Genomic DNA, 22,687 nt, shown 5'->3' with positions numbered 1-22,687 from the left:
ATACTCAATTTGTAGAATCAATTTGTAGAATAAACGCCCATCACCCCTGTAACATTTTTTGTAACAAAAGAAAGCGCTTACATATTGTTTGTGATAAATACTGTAAATAAAATCATTTAAAAACAATGATTAAAAAATATTCGTATGAGACAGTAAATATTACGGTTAATGAAATGTAATAATTTAAACTTGTTTTTGTTGACTGCGGTCACATTTTACACTAGTTTTATGTAAGCGCTTACATTAGATGTTTTATAACACAACAATTATAAATAATGATTATCGCGTGGATAGAGTATTAAAAAAACGATTTGCGCCTACCCGCAATATTGAGAGAAGTAAAATCTAGTCAATGGGGATTTCCTAGATGAAAACAACAAAATTTACAAAAACTAAACTTGCGACCAGTTTATCTGTCGTGCTAGGCGTTAGCAGTATGCTACCTGCTTATGCTGCTGATGAGATTAGTGATGAAAATATCGAAGTGTTACAGGTCACAGGTATTCGTGGCAGTTTAATTAAATCGATGGATGTAAAGCGTTCATCAAGTGGGGTCGTAGACTCTATTTCTGCTGAAGATATCGGTAAGTTTCCTGATACTAACTTAGCTGAATCACTTCAACGTATTACTGGTGTATCAATTGACCGTTCTAATGGTGAAGGCAGTAAAGTATCTGTGCGCGGTTTTGGTCCAGACTACAACTTAATCACTCTAAATGGTCGCCAAATGCCTGTGACTACAGGTTCGCGCTCATTTGACTTTGCAAACATCGCTTCAGAAAGTATTAGCGGTGTTGAAGTACATAAAACGAGTCAAGCCTCAGATTCTACCGGTGGTATCGGATCTACTATCGATATCTTAACCCATAGGCCCTTCAGTTCTCCGGGCTTAAAAGCGACATTTGGTGTAAAAGCGGTTGATGATCAATCAACAGATAATGGCTCAGTAACACCTGAATTATCTGGTTTATATTCGAATACTTTTGCAGATGACAAATTTGGTATTTCGCTTTCAGCCAGTTATCAAGAACGTGAAAGTGGTAACCAACAAGCCCAAGTTGGCACAGGCTGGCGTACTTTCCCAGGGTCGGCAACAAACGACAGCGAATGGGGCGGCGTAGCGAATGACGACACTCAAGTTAACCGTCCTGGCGATGATGATTTTTACTCAGTACCGCAAACCACAGTTTACCGCTTTGAAGAACAACAACGTACACGTACTAACGGCCAACTAGTTTTACAGTACAGCCCAGTTGATAGCGTAGTAGCGACTCTAGATTACACCTACATGCGTAACGACATTGATACTCAATCAAATGATGTTTCAGCATGGTTTAACTTTGTACCGTCTGAAAACGTATGGTCGGATGGACCATATGCAACACCACTTATTTATTCAGAAACCTACGATTCACCAGCTGACTTATCTATGGCTGCAGGTGACTATGGCGTACGTAACGAAAGTGGTTCATTAGGTTTTAACATTGAATGGCAAGCTAGTGATGACTTAAAGCTAACCTTTGATGCTCACAACTCAACAGCAGAAAACAAACCGAACAACCTGTATGGTTCAAGCAACAACCTAAGTACTGCAGCGTTTGTGCGTACCAGCGCAGCAACTGACTTTAGCGGTGATTTACCAATACTTGCCGTTGGTGGTGGTAACGCAGTGACTCCTGCAGACATGATGCTAACAGGTTCTGTTTTTGGTAACTCACGTAATAAGTCTGAAATCGATCAATATCAGTTTAACGGTGAATATCTATTTGAAGATGCTGGTAGCATTGACTTTGGTATTGCCCTAACGAATGTTAACAATCACTCCCAAAGCGTTAACGTACAACGTAACGATTGGGGTGGTGTGGGTTCAGCCGGTGACTTTGACGATGCCTGGTTCCCAGCAGATACTATTCAAGACAAATTTGATGCTAATGGCGGTGATTTTTCGCTTGCTGATGGTAACTTCGATGTTTTAGATACCATTTTCATGTGGGACTTTGCTGCAGTACGTGATTTTGCCGCAGCAAATTATGCCTCTTCGGTAAGTGGTGATTGTGGTAATGGCTTCTGCCCTTCAACAAATTATGCTGCAGAAACAGATCGTTATACTGAAGAAGAATCACAGGCAGTTTATATACAGTATAATTACGATAACGAAATTGCTGGCATGCCATATGACGTGCATTTTGGACTACGTTATGAACAAACCGATGTAACATCAACTGCTGCTGTTGCAGGTTATGATGGTGCAGATTGGATTGCTGAAACTGAAATTTTATTATCCGCGACAGGTGAACAAGTCTTTGAGACCAAATCGGGTGATTATGATTATTTATTACCAAGTTTCAACTTCAATATTGAAGTGGTAGAAGATGTCATACTTCGTGCTGCGTATAGTGAGACCATTGGTCGTCCTAGCTACACAGACATTCAAGGCGGTACTGTATTAGCTACACTTGCGAATCGTACCAATGGTGGTGGTTCAGCGGGTAACCCTACATTATTGCCATTAGAATCTGAAAATATTGACTTCTCTGCTGAGTGGTATTACGCGCCATCAAGCTATGTGTCTGTTGGGTACTTCCGTAAAGACACTGAAAACTTTATTAGTGTTGATCCGGTTAAAACCACTAACGGCATTTATAACCCTGCATCAGGTGACTTATACAAAGCTGCAGTAGCTGCAACAGGAACAACTGAAGCTGGCGCCGTTCGTGATTATATTTTCGCAAACTTTGCTGATAATGCTGCGGTAGATGTAACCAACCAAATCATTAGCGGCAGTGCGGCTAATAATGATGAGTTATTAAACTTTAACATTAACACACCATTAAACAGCTCTGAAAACTCAGTGATTGATGGTTGGGAATTTGCAGCTCAACACTTCTTCGGTGAAACCGGGGTTGGTGTTATTGCTAACTACACCTTGGTTAACAGTGATTTAGCACTAGTAGGCATCAGTGATACAGCTAACGCCGTATTAGTGTACGAAAACTATGGTTTTCAAGCTCGTGTCGCTTACAACTGGCGTGATGAGTTCTTAAGTTCCACAAGTCAAGGTACTGGATTATTCCCACAGTACACTGAAGCTTACTCGCAAATCGATTTATCGGTCAGTTATGACATCGAATCTGTTGAAGGCTTAACGGTATTTTTCGAAGGACTTAACATTACTGAAGAATATACTCGTGTACACGGTCTGGCTGACGATCAAGTGTTAAATCTAACTGAAACCGGCGCACGCTATAGCTTAGGTGCTCGTTACACTTTCTAAATGATATTGAGCTAAGTGACATTCCGCCTAATTGGGTGGAATGCACTGAAGTCTCCTTTAAGGTCGTTGAGGTGAATAAACTTTATCACCTCTTTTTGCTAGATATTAAGTAACAAGGACGTTACTATTTTTATTGTTAATAAAGGAACTTGGCAACAACATCTACCAATATTGAAAACCAGTATTTGAAAGTGATTACATTTTCCTGAATTCTAAATATGATGTGACTTGAACATTATAAAACCTGCATTACAAACACAAAATAACAATAACGCCAAAGGCGTAGGTAAATATTATGCAAAAACCAATCACCCAAATAGTCATTGTAGGTGGCGGTACAGCCGGTTGGATAACGGCTGGATTATTGGCTGCTGAGCATAATGTCGACAAAGGTGTTCTGGCCCACGACCCAAAGTTAACGATTACCCTAATAGAATCTCCCGACGTTGCCACTATAGGCGTTGGCGAAGGCACTTGGCCTTCAATGCGTTCAACATTGAGTAAAATCGGTATTGATGAAAACGAGTTTATTCGCCGTTGTGACGCTAGCTTTAAACAAGGTTCACGATTTATTAATTGGCGCCATGACTCAGTTAATAATAACGCCCAAACTCAATCTGAGAGTTATTTACATCCCTTTAGCTTACCCCACGGCCATCAAGAACTCGATTTATGCCCATTTTGGTTACCCCATGCAGACCAAGTGAGTTTTGCAGAGGCGGTGAGTAGCCAAGAAGTTCTGACTCAAATGGGGTTAGCACCAAAAGCCATTTCATCGCCACAGTATCACTTCCAAAATAATTACGGCTATCACCTCAACGCCGGAAAATTCAGTCAACTATTAAGCGAACATTGCACCCAAAAACTAGGCGTAAAGCATATTCGTGATCATGTCTGCCAAATTGTTAATAATGACCAAGGCGATATTGATAAACTGATGACCAAAGAGCATGGTGAAATTAGTGGCCAATTATTTATCGACTGCACGGGTGCCAAGTCACTATTGTTAGGTGAGCATTTACAGGTGCCCTTTTTATGTCAAAAATCCGTTTTATTTAATGATAAAGCCCTTGCCGTGCAAGTACCCTATGAACAAGTCGACAGTCCTATAGCATCTTGTACTCATTCCACTGCGCAACCCAATGGTTGGATTTGGGATATAGGCCTACCAACACGTAAAGGCGTGGGTTATGTGTATTCATCAAGCCACACCAATGACGGCGACGCCGAACAAACGCTGTTTAACTATTTAGGCGTTGCTAGTGCCGCAGCCGATAAACTTCAACCGCGAAAATTATCTTTTAACCCCGGTTATCGAGCCAAGTGTTGGCAAAACAATTGTATTGCCATTGGTATGGCTGCGGGGTTTATTGAACCATTAGAAGCCTCTGCATTAGCATTAATTGAATGGACAGCATCAACTTTAGCGCAGCAATTACCGCCAAATCGTCAAGTCATGGACACCATAGCGGCAAGGGTTAACCAACGCTACCAAGTGCATTGGCAACAAATTATCGATTTTTTAAAGCTGCATTATGTAATAAGCCAACGTGAAGTTGATGGTTATTGGCGCGATCATCGCGACAACCAATCGATACCCGACAGCTTACAGGCGCAACTTGAATTGTGGCGCTACCAAGTGCCAAGCCAACAAGACATTAGCTACAAAGAAGCACTGTTTCCTGCGGCTAGCTTTCAATATGTATTGTATGGAATGGGATTTAACACTCAGTTGCCCACTCATGTAAAACCGTCAATGCAGCAACTCGCCCAACGACTTTTTAACGATAACCAGCAACGCACTAAAGCATTAAGCAATAACTTACTCAGCAATCGCGCTTTACTTGAAAAAGTGGCTCAATATGGGTTTTCTAAACTGTAATCTACTTTAGCAGAGCAAGCTGCTAGTATTGAAAATGATTAGCTCTAGCAACGACTAGCACCATGAATCACCTACAATAATCATAACAACAACGTATTTGAACGAACAAGATAGGACATCAATATGAGCCAACATGTATTACTCAACAGCATCGATCATAAAGACCTTAAGGTTATTACCACTCGTTCTGCCGCATTAGGCGACAACCTTTGGTTCAGCCTGACTTTTCCGCAAGAATTTCGCAGCGTTCAAGCTCATTACCCTATTTTCTTTCATAAAGACGCTGCCACGGGTCAGTTTTACTCAATAGCATTGTTTGGTTTTCAGCAGAATGAAAATCTGTTTTTATCTGACGCGGGTTGGAATGCATCATATATCCCATTAAGTGTGCGTCGTCAGCCATTTTTGATTGGTCAACAAACAGTACAAGAAGATGGTGTTGAACATCAGCAGCGTGTTATTCATGTTGATTTAGCCCACCCAAGAGTGAGCAAAACAGAAGGTGAAGCCTTGTTTTTACCTTATGGCGGTAACACACCATTATTAGATGAAGTCGGTGAAATGCTTGAAGTCATTCATCACGGACTCATCGACAACAATCGTTTCATTGATGTGTTAGTTCAACATGAGTTACTCGAATCTTTCACTTTAGACATCGAATTAGATAATGGCCAAAAACATCAAATGATTGGCTTTTATACCATTAATGAAAACACCCTAGCGACATTGTCAGCCGAAACACTAGGTACTTTGCATCAACAAGGATACTTGCAAGCCATATACATGGCGCTTGCATCGCAAACCAAAGTCCGTGATTTACTTAACCTTAAAAATGCTCAAGGTTAATCGATTATGCTGATGCCCAACACTGATTCAATACAAACGGATGCTATGAAAATGGTTAACAGCGTTAGCGGTTGGACCTTAGATCAAGTGTTGGCTCATATTAAACATGCAGATAAACCCATGGTATTTAAAGGCTTATGCCTTACATGGCCACTAGTGCAAGCAGGTCTAGAATCTGCAGACAAGGCAATGGATTATCTGCATCAGTTTTATCAAGGTTCACAAGTTACTGCATATTATTTACCCCATGAGCAACATGGGCGGGTGTTTTACAACCAACAAGTTGATGGCTTTAATTACCAAGCGGGCCGCCTTGATTTCAAACAATTATTAAACCGTTTACAACAAGAAAACACCAACCCAGAACCTGCCGGGATATACATGGGTTCAACTGACATACATCAATGTTTGCCAGGACTGGGTGAACACAACAGCTTAGATTTATCACCGACACAAGCGTTAACCAGTATTTGGCTCGGCAATCAAACCAATGTCGCAGCGCATTTTGATTTCCCGCTCAATCTAGCTTGTAACGCGGTAGGTAAACGTACTTTCACCTTATTTCCACCAGAACAAATTAGTAATTTATATGTTGGCCCAATGGAGTTTGCTCCTGGCGGACAAGATATCAGTATGGTGGATTTCGCCGCTCCTGATTTTGTGCGTTTCCCTAAATTCAAGCAGGCACTGGCGGCATCACTTACTGCCGAATTGACCCCAGGCGATGTGCTTTTCATCCCCAGTATGTGGTGGCATCACGTTCGCGGCATTGAAGACTTTAACGTTCTCATTACTCATTGGTGGCGCGACACACCAGGCCATTTGGGTCGACCGAATAATGCTCTACTGCACAGCATGCTAAGTTTACGCTCATTACCTAAAGCACAGCGCCAAGCATGGAAAGCCTTATTCGATCATTATATTTTCGACCACGATGACGTTGATGATAGCCATATTCCCGACAACGCCAAAGGCATGTTAACCAAACCATTAGATGAGCTAAATGCCCGTAAATTACGCGCAGATTTAATCAACAAATTAAAACGATAATGCTGAACACAGCAAGATACTAAGACATTAAACAGGATGCCAAGATGAATAAATCAATCAAAAAAGTAGTGATTGCCGGTGGTGGTACAGCAGGTTGGATGGCAGCTGCCGCTTTTAGCAAACTATTAGGCAAAAACCTGGATATTGTTTTAGTTGAATCCGACGAAATTGGCACCGTTGGTGTAGGCGAAGCCACCATCCCTACCCTGCACATTTTTCATCGTTTGCTGGGATTAAAAGAGCAAGATGTGATGGCCGCTACCAACGCAACTTTTAAGCTCGGTATTCAATTTGAAAACTGGCATGACGTCAATAAAGACTATTTACATTCATTTGGTTTTTTAGGCAAAGACTGCTGGGCCTGTGGTTTTCAGCACTTTTGGCTAAAAGGTCAACAGCAAAATATGGTCAGCCAAATTGGTGACTATTGCACCGAACATTTAGCCGCTCGCCAAGGGCGTTTTGCGGTGTTGCCAAACCAAGATTACAACCATGCTTACCATATGGACGCCAGCCTTTACGCTAAGTTTCTGCGAAAATTTGCTGAGCAACACGGCATAAGCCGTATTGAAGGTAAAATTGCCGATGTGTTGCAACATGAAGACACAGGTAATATTCGCGCATTACAGCTTGAAAATGGTGAGTTAATTGAAGGCGATCTATTTATCGACTGCACCGGATTTAAAGCCTTATTAATTGAACAAACGTTGAATACTGGCTTTGAAGACTGGAGTCATTGGTTACCTTGCGACAGTGCTATTGCAGTACAAACTGAAGCGGTACAGAAACCCATTCCCTACACGCGCTCAATTGCTCGAGAATCAGGCTGGCAATGGCGCATCCCATTGCAAACTCGTACTGGTAATGGCTTGGTTTTTTGCAGTAAATATATTTCTGATGCCGACGCGACCGAGTTGTTACTGAACAATATTGAAGGTTCACCTATCAATCAACCGCGGGTAATCAAGTTCAAAACCGGCACACGTCGTCAACACTGGAACAAAAACTGTATTGCTGTTGGTTTATCAGCAGGATTTTTAGAACCTTTAGAATCCACCAGCATTCATATGATCCAACGCAGTATTGTACGCTTATTACAGCTATTCCCCTCTCATGGGGTTATTCAGGCTGACGTAGATGAATTTAATCAGCAAACCAAGATAGAAATGGACAATATTCGCGACTTTATCATTCTCCATTACAAAGTGACTGACCGCGAAGACAGCCGTTTTTGGCGTTATTGTAAAAACATGCCAATTCCAGCGTCATTACAACATCGTATCGACATGTTCAGTCAGTCTGGCAAGGTTTACAAATACGGTAACGAGCTATTTGGTGAAAGCTCGTGGATCCAAGTCATGATGGGACAAGGTCTAGAACCTAAAGAGTACCACCCAATTGTCGACATGATGGAAGAAGCTGAATTACAAAGCTTTTTAAACAGCATTAAAGCGACCGTAAAACGCAAAGTCGAAACCTTGCCTGCTCATCATGATTTTGTGGAACATTATTGTAAATCGACTGCGATGCAGGGCTAAAGCGGATGTCAGCATCAGAAACTACAACGCCGATTGTTGAGGTCAATAACTTTGCACCACAGGTGCAATACATTGGCCAACAACAAACGCCGATCATCGTTATTGATAACTTTGCAGGTGATATCACCAAGCTAATTGATATTGCTATCAATGACAGCCAATTCAGTCAAGACCAAGGCTCATATTACCCTGGGCAACGCACCGCACTGCCAAGACAATATATCATCGACGTTATCAATGCGGTATTTCAGCTAATTTATGATGTTTACCACATTCCAACCCAATTACGGCTAAAGCCGCAGCAGTGTGTTTATTCGTTAATCGACAAACAACCAGAAAGCTTAGCACCGCTGCAATGCTTGCCCCATTTTGACACCCCAAGCCCGTATTACTTTGCCATTTTGCATTATTTAAATGATGGGCCCCACGGTGACACGGGGTTTTTTAGGCATAATCTGAGTGGTTATGAGCGGATCACCGCAGAAAATATCGACCAATATTTTGTTAAAGCACAACCTTTTCTCGATGACAAAAAACACACTACACCCAGTTACTTTGTTGCTAGCGATGAACATTACAGCTTGTATCATCAAATAGAATATCGTCCTAATCGCTTAATTATTTACCCGGGCAATTTGCTTCACTCAACCTTGGTAAACCCACAAGCTGATATAGATGCTAACCCCATTTCTGGCCGCCTAACCGCCAATATATTTATCAATTTCCAATAACAGGGATCACGTTATGATTAACCCTCTTTGGGCATTTATGCCTACTTGTTATAAACATAAACGCAATAAAACGCATGCTGCATTGCTTGCGATCAGCTTATTTAGTGTCACTCCTAGCGCATTTGCCACCCACCCAAATATCACCCCAGAAATGCTGCATGCATTAACAACATTGCCAGACAGTGAAAAACTGCGTATTGGCGATCGGATCAGTAATGTTGAAGATGAGATTAATCGTTTATTACCACAGCTCACACTGGTTGAAAAAGTATCCTTGGTACATGCTGCAGGTAAATTTCATATCCCTGCCATTGAGCGCTTAGGCATACATGAAATGTGGATGTCAGATGGCCCCCACGGAGTGCGCTACGAAATTGAACGTGATTCTTGGGCACCCGCAGGCTGGACTAACGACTATTCGACCTACTTGCCACCACTAACTGCCGTTGCGGCAAGTTGGGACCCTAATATGGCGACCCTTCACGGTAATGTATTAGGTGCAGAAGCACGCCATCGCAATAAGGACCTTATTCTTGGCCCAGGGGTTAACCTCGCAAGATTGCCATTGTATGGGCGTAACTTTGAATACATGGGTGAAGACCCTTTTTTAGCCGCCAGTTTAGTGGTGCCAGAAGTATTAGCGATTCAAGCTAATGATGTAGGAGCAACAGTAAAACATTACGCCTTAAACACTCAGGAACTCAACCGTACTGGGGTAAACGCCAAACCGGATGAACGCACCTTGCGCGAAGTGTATTTACCCGCCTTTGAGGCGGCAGTAAAACAAGCCAATGTGTATGCCATTATGGGCGCATATAACGAGTTTCGTGGCACCAATGCCAACCAAAGCGCTCACCTAGTCAATACAATATTAAAAGGTGAATGGGGTTATCAAGGCGTGTTATTAACCGACTGGAATGTCGACATCAATACCTATGATGCCGCAATGAATGGCCTTGATATTGAAATGGGTACCGATGTCGCTGATTTCGACGATTACTTTTTAGCTAAACCATTATTGGACATGATTAACGCAGGCAAAATACCCGTGGCGGTTTTAGATGACAAAGTCCGCCGTATTTTAAGGGTACAACTCAGTATCGGCATGATGGATAAACAGCGCTTATCGGGTCAGCGTAACACTCAAGCACATCGTAATGATGCCAAAACCATTGCCGCTAACGGTATCGTGCTATTAAAAAATGACACTAATACTCTGCCGCTTAATCCGAATAAACTCAAACGGGTACTGGTGTTAGGCCCTAATGCCGATAAGCGACATGGTTTTGGTGGTGGTTCATCTGAAGTCAAAGCTTTATATGAAATTAGCCCGCTTGATGGTTTAAAAGCCAAACTCGGTGACAAAGTCGATATTACTTTTATGCGCCCAGCCAGCAGCGACTTTATGCCTATTCCGAATGACTATCTCACCACTCGCCATTGGACAGGCACCCCGTCTTGGCAAATTAACTATTACCGAGACAATGAAATGAAGCAGCTGGCCAGCGAATCATGGATCGCCGATCCGCAATTTGATGCCAAAGGCAAAAGCCAATTTATTGAAATTAAAGCAAGCCTTAAACCTATCGAAACTGGCAGCCACAGCTTTAATATTAAAGCAGATGGCAAAGTAGCGTTATACATTAATGACAAACCACTGCTCAATACAACCTCAGCAAATTCGGAAAAAGTGATAACTAACACAGTCAAGTTAACCGCGGGCGAAACCTATGCGATTAGCTTACGCTACCAAGGCGACAAACAAGCCACATTAGGCTGGGAAACACCCAACAGCTTATACAATAGTGAACAAGAGTATTTAGCCGCTGCAAAAAAAGCAGACGCTGTCATTTATTTTGGTGGCTTAAGCCATGCTGACGATCGTGAATCGATTGACCGCCCAAACATGACCTTACCCGGCCAGCAAGACGAAGTGATAACTAAACTGCTTAACGTCAACCCAAACACAATAGTGTTTTTGATTGGTGGTTCAGCGGTTGAAATGCCGTGGGCTGAAACGGCCAACACCATAGCTTGGGGTTGGTATGGTGGTATGGAAGCCGGTAATGCTTATGCAGACATGTTATTTGGCGATACCAATCCAAGTGGTAAAATGCCAATAACCATACCGAAAAAGCTCACCGATACAGCACCGATTGCCTTAAATGACTATAACGAAACCGAGTCGTTGTATTCTGAGGGGGTATTTATTGGTTACCGCTGGTTTGAGCAACAACAAATTAAACCTTTGTTTGCCTTCGGCCATGGCTTGTCTTACAGCCAGTTCAGTTACCAAAACATCAAGCTATCAAGTGCGAGTATTGCTGGCGATGACACTATGACAGTCAGTGTAGATATTACTAACACCAGTAAAGTGGATGGCGCTGAAGTAGTGCAGTTGTATTTACACGATGCCAAAGCCAGTGTTCCGCGCCCCACTAAAGAACTAAAAGGTTTTGATAAACTCTGGTTAAAAGCCGGCGAAACGAAAACCGCTAGCTTTACCCTCACTCAACGTGATTTATCATTCTGGGACGTTAACACTAATGATTGGTTGGCAGAATCTGGCGAGTTTAAAGTAATGATTGGCGCATCGGTTGCCGATATTCGCTTACGCAAAACTTTTGACTATCAGAATAAGGCTAAATAATAGCTTGTGACTTGCTAGCATTCTTTATGGACAATAAGTTTACTTGCATTAAGTTTACTGACGATAAGTCTGCTTTATACACCAGCAAAAAGGCAGGACACAGCTTTATGTACGCGGGTTCTGCCAATATATTCTCCCTGTGTAACGTAAACATTGTGGTGCAGGTACTCGCCAATCTCAACTAAACATTAATCCTCAATAAATGCCATTAGCTGATCGGTTAGTTGTTTCGCCAACACAGGTTCACCAGCATTTTTCAGCAGCAAAGCGACACATTCTGCGGTGCATAAACCGCCTTCTATCTGATTACGCCGTAATGGATAAATCGAAGCCTGAGAAGCTTGCAATGCAACGCGAGGTAAAGTCTTAAGATAAGGGCTTTGATTAAACATCTTGCGCGCTTCTTGCCACGTTGCATCGATAAGCACTAAATACTCTGCAGATGCTGACGATACATGAGTCTCTGTCACAATCTCATCGCTTGGAAATACCAACCCCACCTTACCTGCTGCGATCAAACTCAATAAGGCTGCATCAGGTTGTTTACGGTGCCATTCAACCACTCGTGCTCGTTCACCTAATACCTTAGACACCAACTGCCCAGTATTATTGGCTCGCAACACTTCGCGAGTATGGGTTAACAAAATAATATTCACAATAATACCTAACCGAATGAATGCTTTATCTGCATAATGTAACACAGCGATGCTAAAATCATAAAACAGCAACTATGCCAATATGATAAAAATATACCCTAATAGAATTACGTTATTCTTTGCAGTACATTTGCACCATCAATTTAAGCTATAATCGCCAAAATCTATTTTGTGTCACACGTCCTTTAATCCGAGTTGAAATCAGCTAATGATATTCCAGCAAGTTATCGCGTTATTTTTTGCCATGTTTATTTTAGCTATAGTGCCTGGCCCCGCAGTATTTGCGGTCGTATCAAGATCACTGTCAAATGGATTTAGTCACGGCGCAGCAATAACGTTTGGCGTGTTGCTTGGGGATTATCTCTGTATATTGTTAGCACTGTTTGGCTTATCCACTATAGCTAACGCCATAGGGCCAGCATTCGAATTGATAAAATACGCCAGTGCGTTGTATTTATGTTGGCTTGGATTCAGCATGCTGCGCGCAACGGCTAAAGGCGCTAAATTAACAACGACACTGAGAGTGAGTCAGTTTAAAAACATCATCACAGGTAGCTTTATCGCCCTAAGCAACCCTAAAGCATTGATATTTTATGTCAGCTTTTTTCCTGCTTTTGTACCGATGAATCACGTCAGCTTTACCGACGTTATCCTAATACTCACTATTGCAACCTGCGCTTTTGGTTCTGTTAACCTCGCTTATGCTTACCTCGCATCGGGTGCTAAACGACTCTTTATCTCACCCAATTTTACAACCATAATGAATCGTATAGCAGGGTCTATCATGCTGCTTTCAGGCATTTTAGTTGCTATTACGATATAGGATTATCAATGACCGCGTTACGCTTTACCCCATTAACCTTAACAAGTGGATTAACCTTAAAAAACCGTGTTGTGGTACCACCAATGGCATCACAAACTGCAGACAGTAATGGTTTAGCTACCGAACAAACCTTTAACCATTATCAAAACTTAGCCCAGTCTGGCGCTGGCCTAGTAATGGTAGAGTACAGCCATGTCAATCTTGCTGGTCGCAGCGAAGTTAATCAACTGGGTGCACATAATGACGCGTGTTTACCCGGACTCAGTAACATTGCCAAGTTATTACATCAAATGGATGTTAAAACAGGCTTACAGATAACCCATTGTGGCGGTAAAGACAGTGCCGGTATTAGCACCGATATAATGGGCCCTTCTGGCATAACGGTGCCAGCATACGATCGGGTATTACCCACCCCCCGCGCCATGACATTGGAGGATATCGCGACTTGGCAACAAGACTTTGTTAATGGCGCTATTCGAGCGGATAAAGCTGGTTTTGATTTAGTCGAGATCCATTGTGCCCATGGTTACGGCATCAATCAGTGGTTATCGCCGCTGACCAATCAACGCCAAGACCAATACGGCGGCAGTGTTGAAAACCGCGCCAGAATATTGCTCGAAATTGTGAGCAAAATAAAACAAGCCACACCAAGATTGGCAATAATGACTCGCATTCCTGGGCAAGACGGTTATCCCGGAGGGTTATCTCATGCTGATATGGGTCAAGTTAGCCAGTGGTTAGTTGCTGCAGGTGTTGAAATACTCAATGTATCTTCAGGTATTGGCGGTTGGAATCGCCCCAAAGATAAACGCGGCGAAGGCTTTTTAGTTGAAGATGCAGCACCGTTAACCGGTAAAACCTCTGCCGCGGTCATTGGTGTCGGCGGTATTGAAACAGTGAATTACATTGAAACCATTTTGGCGACTAAGCAAGTCGATTTAGTGGCAGTAGGCAGGGCTATTTTGGCGGGTCCAAGTGATTTTGCAACCCGAGTGATGGCTCAACATAAATAATGCAGTAACATCAGTAATGGCTCGCGCTAAATGATGCTCTAGAGCCTAAATCTAATCTTAATTGCTAAGTATTAAGTACTAAAAAGCCCCTCAATAACGCGTTATTGAGGGGCTTTTTAGTAAGTGTTACAAAGACGAGTGATAGAAATTAGTTACCGATTGTTTTCAATTTCTGTAGATAATCCGCTTTGCTTAATAATGCTATCACCTCTGCCGGTTCTAACCATGATTCTAATTGCAATAAGCTTTCAGCATGATTCAATTTCCACTCAGCAATGATTCTCGGGGCATAAAATGTCGGTTTCTGTTCGCCTAAGTCAGGTAACTGAGCAAGATGCCATTTAAATAATATAGGATTATTTACCAGCCGACTAAACGGATGTATGTGCTGTAAATGGGGCAAATTAGCTAGATTCTTTTTCAATTCCACCAAAATCTTAACTGGATTCTTTTCTTCAGGCGCTCGCAGTAATCCAATGGTTTTAATCCATTTAGTTCGCCTCGCGCCACCACTTAGCCATGACAAAGGGATCGATAACATCAACCCTATCGTAATCGGTAGTAACCAGTAAAATAGTTCTTTGCTCAGCAGCAGTGCGGTCAATGCAAGCATAACGCCAAACACAGTGTGACCTGCATGAGCACGCACAACTGATATCCAGCTCAATGCACCATCGTCTCTAGATTGCGGCATCCAGCCACTGTCTTTTCCTCGAAATATAGACAACACCACGCCAAATTGAGAAACCATCAGAATAGGCGCATATAGACCTGACATCACCATTTCCAACAACGTACTCAGCGTTAACAATATTGGCCCGCCAAATCGTAAACAACGAGGAATATTAATCAAGGCAGCAAACCACCCAAACGCTTTAGGTGCGAGAACAATTGCCATTGAGACGATAAACAGACTTAACGCACGCTCAGAATCAAATACTGGCCATGTTGGGAACAGCGATGGATTGGCAAAATACTCCGGACGAATAAAAGCCGCCTGCACGGCAATCGCAAGCCCTACCATAATCAAGGCTAACCAAAAAATTGCACTCAGGTAAGACATCACCCCAGACAATAGATGTAATCGAGTCGGTAACACAAAACCTCGGGCAAACATAAATGCCGAATGCTGTAAATTGCCCTGACACCAGCGTCGGTCACGGATCATCACATCAATTAACGACGGTGGAGCTTCTTCAAATGAAGCCTCAATATCAGTATCAAAACGAACTCCCCACCCTGCACGTCGAAGCAAAGCCGCTTCTATAAAGTCATGACTTAACACATGGCCGCCAAAAGGCGCTTTACCAGACAGAATAGGCAGATGACAGGACTCAGCAAATGCTTTGGTGCGAATAATGGCATTATGCCCCCAAAAATTTGAGGACAAACCATGCCAAGCCGACAAACCCTCGGCATAAATAGGACCGAAGCATTGATTGGCAAACTGTTGCAAACGGCTGTAAAGCGTATTGGCAAACACCAGTGTCGGTAAGGTTTGAATAAGACCGACGCCAGGTGCGCCAGCTAAACGACGTGATAATGTCACCATCGACTTTGCGCTCATTATGCTGTCAGCATCAAGCACTATCATGGCATCATAATCCCCTCCCCAGCGTTGAACCCAGTCGCCGATATTCCCAGCTTTACGTTCACTATTTTGATGACGTCGACGATAATAAACCGGACAGCCATACTGATTTTTATTGATCAACTCAAAGAAAGTATGCTCCTCAGCAATCCATGCATCAGCTCGATTAGTGTCACTGAGAATAAAAAAAGCATATTTTCCAGGTACTGTAGCAATGAGATCCGCACTCATAGCCTCTATGGTGGCCCTGATACGAAGCGGGTCTTCATTATAAATGGGTAGCAATATAGCTGTTCTGAAGCTTGGTTCTATCTCGTTCTCTTTAATTAGACGCGGTTTGAGATGTAACAGAAAGCCCAATAAAGCTTGTGAAAAAGCAAAAGCAACCCAGAGAAAGTTAATGCTAAACAACACTAAAAAGACCATCTGTAAACTGGTAATTGCATTGGTATTAAGCACCAAATACATTTCTCTTATGCCATAAGTCGATAAACCCGCGGTGACCATAAACACAAATAACCGTGCAACAAATGTTCGAAGCGTAAACCACACAGTTTGTTGACTCGGATTCAACCTGTGGCCCGGCTCAGAAACCTCATGACGAGACATAACCAATGGCGACTCGTCAGGCAATGCACGTCCGCCATAGTAGGTATTGTTAACTTGAGCAGATCGAGGATTATTGTTTTCTATCATAAAGGCCAGTCCTCTGCTGTAAATCGATACAGCCATGTCATACCAATTGGTTTATCTTTGTTCCTAAGCTGTACACGTAATTCAGCAACATCGGCATCTTGAGGATCAAACGTGATAAAAACTCTGGCACCATCAACATTGGGATTAGACTCAATGCGTGATTCCAAAATAGCGCCGCTGCTGATACTGGCATCCACGTGAATATGACTGACATCGTCAGCACTAATATGGCTGTAATCGATAACGATTTCGTTTTTATCCGTCGATAACTTACGGCCCCCAGCAGTTCGAACAATCCTGACTTTCCCCTCTGTGTTGGGAATATTATCAACCCAAGTCAGTTGGTATGAGTACGCGAATGGCTGACCTTTTTTCAAGCCTTGTTCTGGCTTCCAATAAGCTACAATATTGTCATTGGCTTCAGAATCCGATGGAATCTCAACCAGTTCGACTCTGCCTTTACCCCAATCACCAGTTGGTTCAACCCAGGCAGATGGACGAAGATGATAATTTGCTTCAAGATCCTGATAATAATCTAATTTTCTATGTGGTTGAATCAGACCAAATCCTTTAGGATTCTCATCCATAAAAGAACTCACTTGTAATCCCCGAGGATTATTGAGTGGCCGCCAAATTTTCTCACTGTTGCCTTTTTCCATTAACAGTCCTTCAGAGTCATGCACCGCTGGACGGTAATCGGCACTATCAGCGCGATCTATGCCACCATGCATAAACATTGACGTTAACGGTGCCAGCCCCACATTTTTAACATCCTGCCTTGGGAAAAGCATCACATCGACACCCATTCGAGTTGGATCACCGGGATAAATAGCAAAACGATAGGCACCCGTCACACTTACACTGTCTAGCAACGCATGAACAACAATCGCCTTTTGGTGGCTTGATGGTCGTTCAATCCAGAACTTTTTAAACAGAGGATATTCTTCGCCTTTAGGATCGGCAACATTGATGGCAAGTCCTCGAGTGGACAAACCATACGCTTGCCCTTTCGATACTCCGCGAAAATAACTGGCGCCCTGAAATACCAGAAACTCATCCTTATAATCATCGCGATTTATTGGATAATGCAGACGAAATCCAGCATATTTACCGACTTGTTCTAATATTTTGCCGATGGATTGATTGGGTACTTTGAAAGAGGATTCTGAGAGTTTAACCGGAAATGATTTACCGCTCTCGACCACATCAATGTCAATCAACTGTTGATAAATATAACCAGGAGCAAATAACTGTATCGAAAAAGGCGTGGGCGCATTGCCCCAAATAGCGGCATGTTGTTGGAAATTAATTTGACGATAGGTTGAGTAATCTATTTTAGTCAGCGCTTCGGGGGCTTGTTTGGGTTCGATAAAGGGGGTCTGGGACAGTTTTCGAGCAACGTCTACGACTGTGTCATGGGAGAATGGCTTACTATCAGGCTTGGAGATTGGCGTTTCTGCATAAATAACATTTGCCCATGATACTAACAAAAGTAATACAGCAAGATTAACCAAAGCTTTCACAGAAAATCTATCATCAACCATTTGTTTAACTGGTGAATTACAGAACATATCAAAATTCCTTATTGAAAATTCACAAAATAATTTCACAACAAAATGTTACAACATCATACTAATGTCTAAATCTAGAAATATGATTTTAATCGAAGATCATTGAGCTCGACTTAACTTCAGATCGGGTTAAGGTGTGGGATAAATTAGTTAACAATAGAATATTGGGTCTATTTCAAATCAAACTTGTCATTTGTTTTACTAACAAGGCACATTGACATATCAATCGCGAGCCTATGATAAGTTAATGAAACACTGTTGTAGGACAAAGAGCAGCTTAATGGCAGTATTCCGACAGAAGTGATTTAGTTTACTTAACACTATGAACATCACTCCGATTTTTTCTAAAGATCAATGCCAAGTAACTTGAACATAACAGTTGTTCTAGTATTAACAGAAAAATCTAAGAATTTTGAGTAATTTCCCTACTATATGAATAATCTTTAACACTCCAAACATACTTGGTCGAAATACAAAACCAATATAGAACCAAACACCAACTCAACATATGACATATTGAGTTGGTGTAGTAAACCTGGAGCGCCAATGTAGGTTGATTAAAGTAGACGAGATCGCCAAAAGCTAGCTGAGCAAAGCCAATAAATCATTGGCATTACCCTGCCATGGACCTTGAGTGCCATCCGATAAAATACTATCTGCTAAACCTTGTTTGTGCTGCTGCATTTCTTGAATTTTCTCTTCAACGGTGCCTTGAGCAATCAATTTATACACGAATACTGGATTTAACTGACCAATACGGTGAGCGCGATCAGTTGCTTGACGTTCTGCCGCTGGGTTCCACCAAGGATCGAAGTGAATAACAGTATCAGCAGCGGTTAGGTTAAGCCCAGTACCACCAGCTTTTAAACTGATCAAAAACACTGAATTATCGCCTTCTTGAAACGCATCAATTTGAGTCTGTCGGTCACGAGTTTGCCCCGTCAACTTACTATAACTAATGGCCAAACGTTTTAGTTCATCTTCAATTAACGCCAGCATGCCAGTAAATTGGCTGAAGATAAGAATTTTACGACCGTCTTCAATCATGTCTGGCAGGTTTTGAATTAACCACGTCATTTTAGCGTTGTCTTTGACTTGCTGCGCTTGTTCAAGCTTCACTAAACGCGGATCGCAACAAGCTTGACGTAGCTTCAACAGTGCATCTAAAAATTCAATATGACTACTTGAAACTCCCTTTTTAGCAAATAATTCACGCAGCTTTTTCTCCATCACTAAACGGATAGATTCGTACAAATTACGTTGGTCTTTTTCAAGTTCCAAAGTTTGAATAATCACCGTTTTTTCGGGTAACTCAGAAACCACTTCTTTCTTAGTTCGGCGCAACATAAACGGAGCGATTCGTTTGCTCAATAACTGCGACTTTTCTACATCAGCTTGTTTCTCAATTGGGCCACGAAACTCTTTATTAAAATAAGTGTGTTGGCCTAATAAACCCGGTAAGCAAAAATCCATTAACGACTTTAGCTCGCCTAAATGGTTTTCAAGCGGTGTGCCAGATAAACATAAGCGAAACTTACCTTTAAGGGTTTTAATCACTTGAGTCACTTTGGCTTGCGCATTTTTGATTTGCTGTGCTTCATCCAAAATAATGTGCTCAAACACATATTCACTGTAAATGGCTTCATCTCGAAGCATTAATGGATAAGTGGTTACCACCACATCAAACTGGTTAATTTGCTCTAATAACGACTGGCGTTTACTACCGTGGATCACCACGACATTCAGCGATGGTGCAAATTTATGGGCTTCTTTTAACCAGTTCCCCACTAAACTAGTAGGACAAACAATTAAACTGGTGCGACGTATCGTCGCGTCTTGCTTAGCTTTCAGTAAAAAAGCCAAGGTTTGAATGGTTTTACCTAGGCCCATATCATCGGCCAAAATGCCACCTAATTGATATTCTTTAAGAAAACACAGCCAATCAAATCCCTGCTTTTGATAATCACGTAACGTTGCATGTAAACCAGCAGGTAACTCTACGGGAACGACACCTTTAAACTCTGCCAGTTTTGTGGCTAGGTTGCGTACTCGTTCACCATTAAGCAAACGCACGTCACTGGCCGATAAATCATTCAAAATATGTGCACGGTTACGGGGTATAGCAATAACATCACCAGAATGACGATTAAACAATTCTTGGATAATGCTAATTAATGGCTTAATGGTTTTAGCTTTAATTTTAATAAAGCCACCATTGGGCCCAGGTAAAAGTAATTCATCATCATCTGCCGGCTCACCATTTTGTTGCAACCAACGAGCCACTAAGGCTAATAACGGTACGCTTTGGCCGTCAATATCGGCACTCAGCGATAGTGAAAACCATCCTGATTCATCATCGTCTACGAGGTCGACATCTAGCTGAGCATCGGTAATTTGTAGGTCAAAGTCATCATCAAAATGAATCTCCATGCCTAATGCATTCAATGCATCAAGACCGTTACTGGTCAATTCAGACCATTCGAAGATAGATTCTGGTAATAAACCAACACTGACATAATAAGCTTGCTGGGAACTCGCTAAAACATTCTCAGGCTCTAGTGTCACCAAACCAACATCAGTTAATGATTGCAATGCCGCAAGTTCTTTTTCAGTATCTCGGTGTACTTGATACTGAATCTGATTTTTTTTAACAAGACTAATACGCTCAGGTTTAGTGCTGGCATTAAATATTATTTCGCCATAACAATGATCCACCCGAATAACCGGTTGCATAATCTGACTGCCGGCAAAAAACTCGCGGGTAAAGGTTAATCGAGTCAGTAATGGATCCGTGATTTCACAAAAATCAATTTCACTTGGCACCGGTACCGTTTTAGGTGAAAAGTGCTGCAGCATTTTATGGCTAATCGCATCAACTTGAGCTAATGGAACGGGCGGCATGTGTTGCAATAAACTCAATTTTTTTACCGGCAAATCAGTGTCGATTTGACCTAAATGCAAATAATCTAACTCGACATATAATGGTGGCACTGTGGCGATAAATTCCCAATTTTCCAGCCCTGGCATACGCATTTGCATTTGGGTGTGTTTTTTATCATGCTCAAGCCAAATAAACTCAGGCACTATGGCTTTGCCCCACGTTAACGGTGTGCGATTTTCTTCCCAAAAACACACTTCTGCAGCCAGCATTTTTGTAATCGCTAAAAATGAAATTTCACCTTCAATGTAAATTTTAGAACCATGATTATTTGATGATAATAATAAGCTGATAATTTGCTTATCTTCAGGATCTATCCACCACGGCATACTGTAACGAATATCGGCCAAAGCAAGTTTACTGCCCTTATTAAATTGACCTTTTTTATTTAATTTACTGCGTTTAAACTCAACATAAATGCCCTGAGGGTCATTGGACAACACATAAATAATGCGGTCTTTTTCTTCATCTTCAACCTCAAACTCAGCAACCGTCTTTTGTTCGTCAAGCTGACGTAACCATTGGTGAATACGTTGTTCTTCAACTGGCTTTTTATCGACCAGTGCCAGCAATGCTGCTGTAACATGTTTGCAGTTGGTTCCGACCGGACAAGTACAATAAGAACGCATCACAATTTTGTGATTAACATTCACTAGGGTGATTTCTTGCCTATATGGCTCTGCTGCAGAACCTTGAACATAGGCTTCAATGTCATGGTTATCACTACTAGCAGTGACTTCTAGCACACGGCCTTGGATCAAATAGTTTTGCGCTTTTTGAATTTGGGGGGCCGAAAACAGTTTCGCAATCATCTCTAATGAGAGCTTAATGGGAAGATTAAACAGTTTCGCCGACATCAATATACCTAATAAAACCGCAGCAAAATAAGCAATGGCTGCTGATAAAAAGTTAACTTACCATTCTATGGAAGAAAGCAGATAATATCTAGGCTTTGCTGATGTTTCGAGCAAAAAACTCAACTAATAACGCAATCGAGCAGCTGTGGCTTCGCTAAAGTACACCAAGATTAAAAATCGACTGTCGATCTTGATTAACAAACAAAAATTTCACACTTAACCCATTCGCGCCATCAATAGGTGATTATGGTAATCACAATCATCAATAAAAAAGGCGAAAGTAAAAACAAGGTTTTTAAGCGAGTTAATTGATGTCTTAACCGCTGTAAAGCAGGATCTTGCAACAATGATAAATGACCAGAATGAAACGACTCCATCAACAGAATTTGAGTATACTTTTGTGCCTGCTCCATTTTACTGCTCATGTCATGGCAACGTTGATACTCGTCAGGATAGTAAAGCTGAATATATTGGCAAATACCTTGGGTCATCATATTCAATTTATATATCAAAAAACTCATTGTTATTATTGATAAAACAACCCAACTAAACACAATCATTTAACGCCTCT

14 protein-coding genes are annotated in these 22,687 nt (G+C 41.9%); 9 read left to right on the top strand and 5 right to left on the bottom strand.

Annotated elements, in window-relative coordinates:
* The first annotated feature begins 367 nt into the window (after positions 1-367).
* From FCN25_RS17000 to FCN25_RS16970, 7 genes are all read left to right on the top strand, one after another.
* Positions 368-3,274, top strand: a complete 2,907-nt coding sequence (locus tag FCN25_RS17000; RefSeq protein ID WP_137226592.1) for a TonB-dependent receptor — start codon at positions 368-370, stop codon at positions 3,272-3,274.
* A gap of 295 nt (positions 3,275-3,569) precedes the next feature.
* Positions 3,570-5,156, top strand: a complete 1,587-nt coding sequence (locus FCN25_RS16995) for a tryptophan halogenase family protein (RefSeq protein WP_137226591.1) — start codon at positions 3,570-3,572, stop codon at positions 5,154-5,156.
* A 123-nt stretch (positions 5,157-5,279) separates the two neighbouring features.
* On the top strand, positions 5,280-6,002 hold the full coding sequence (locus tag FCN25_RS16990; protein ID WP_137226590.1) for a SapC family protein: 723 nt from the start codon (positions 5,280-5,282) through the stop codon (positions 6,000-6,002).
* A gap of 45 nt (positions 6,003-6,047) precedes the next feature.
* A complete protein-coding gene (locus FCN25_RS16985; protein ID WP_137227451.1) occupies positions 6,048-7,052 on the top strand; it encodes a cupin-like domain-containing protein in 1,005 nt (334 codons plus the stop codon).
* 44 nt (positions 7,053-7,096) lie between these two features.
* Positions 7,097-8,590: a tryptophan halogenase family protein gene (locus tag FCN25_RS16980; RefSeq protein ID WP_137226589.1), complete on the top strand. Its 1,494-nt coding sequence runs from the start codon at positions 7,097-7,099 to the stop codon at positions 8,588-8,590.
* A gap of 5 nt (positions 8,591-8,595) precedes the next feature.
* Positions 8,596-9,321 carry a DUF6445 family protein gene (locus FCN25_RS16975; RefSeq protein ID WP_137226588.1) on the top strand — a complete coding sequence of 242 codons (726 nt, stop codon included), beginning with the start codon at positions 8,596-8,598 and terminating at the stop codon, positions 9,319-9,321.
* Between the two features lie 13 nt (positions 9,322-9,334).
* Positions 9,335-11,971 (top strand): glycoside hydrolase family 3 C-terminal domain-containing protein, encoded by a 2,637-nt coding sequence (locus FCN25_RS16970; protein ID WP_254693670.1) that lies wholly within the window; start codon positions 9,335-9,337, stop codon positions 11,969-11,971.
* A gap of 188 nt (positions 11,972-12,159) precedes the next feature.
* Here the strand turns inward: FCN25_RS16970 and FCN25_RS16965 are convergent, their stop codons facing one another.
* Entirely contained in the window at positions 12,160-12,627 is a 468-nt protein-coding gene (locus tag FCN25_RS16965) for a tRNA-uridine aminocarboxypropyltransferase (RefSeq protein ID WP_175405894.1), read from the bottom strand.
* A gap of 208 nt (positions 12,628-12,835) precedes the next feature.
* On the opposite strand from FCN25_RS16965, the gene FCN25_RS16960 reads away from it, so the two are divergent.
* Together FCN25_RS16960 and FCN25_RS16955 are read left to right on the top strand one after the other, a co-directional pair.
* Complete coding sequence (locus FCN25_RS16960) at positions 12,836-13,450, top strand: LysE family translocator (protein ID WP_137226586.1); 615 nt, start codon at positions 12,836-12,838, stop codon at positions 13,448-13,450.
* Positions 13,451-13,458: 8 nt separating this feature from the next.
* Positions 13,459-14,463: an NADH:flavin oxidoreductase gene (locus FCN25_RS16955; RefSeq protein WP_137226585.1), complete on the top strand. Its 1,005-nt coding sequence runs from the start codon at positions 13,459-13,461 to the stop codon at positions 14,461-14,463.
* Positions 14,464-14,611: 148 nt separating this feature from the next.
* Here the strand turns inward: FCN25_RS16955 and mdoH are convergent, their stop codons facing one another.
* From mdoH to FCN25_RS16935, 4 genes are all read right to left on the bottom strand, one after another.
* Positions 14,612-16,750 carry a glucans biosynthesis glucosyltransferase MdoH gene (gene mdoH / locus FCN25_RS16950; RefSeq protein ID WP_137226584.1) on the bottom strand — a complete coding sequence of 713 codons (2,139 nt, stop codon included), beginning with the start codon at positions 16,748-16,750 and terminating at the stop codon, positions 14,612-14,614.
* Positions 16,747-18,321 carry a glucan biosynthesis protein G gene (locus tag FCN25_RS16945; protein ID WP_137226583.1) on the bottom strand — a complete coding sequence of 525 codons (1,575 nt, stop codon included), beginning with the start codon at positions 18,319-18,321 and terminating at the stop codon, positions 16,747-16,749. Before FCN25_RS16945 ends, mdoH begins: the two co-directional genes overlap by 4 nt.
* 582 nt (positions 18,322-18,903) lie before the next feature.
* Complete coding sequence (locus FCN25_RS16940; protein ID WP_137226582.1) at positions 18,904-22,116, bottom strand: DEAD/DEAH box helicase; 3,213 nt, start codon at positions 22,114-22,116, stop codon at positions 18,904-18,906.
* A 233-nt stretch (positions 22,117-22,349) separates the two neighbouring features.
* Complete coding sequence (locus tag FCN25_RS16935) at positions 22,350-22,628, bottom strand: hypothetical protein (protein WP_137226581.1); 279 nt, start codon at positions 22,626-22,628, stop codon at positions 22,350-22,352.
* Between the last annotated feature and the right edge of the window lie 59 nt (positions 22,629-22,687).

The sequence above is a fragment of the Shewanella sp. MEBiC00475 genome (assembly GCF_005234075.1).
GTDB classification, from domain to species: Bacteria; Pseudomonadota; Gammaproteobacteria; order Enterobacterales; family Shewanellaceae; genus Shewanella; species Shewanella polaris.
Note: the sequence above shows the minus strand (reverse complement) of the source record. Positions and strands in the feature narration are given on the sequence as shown.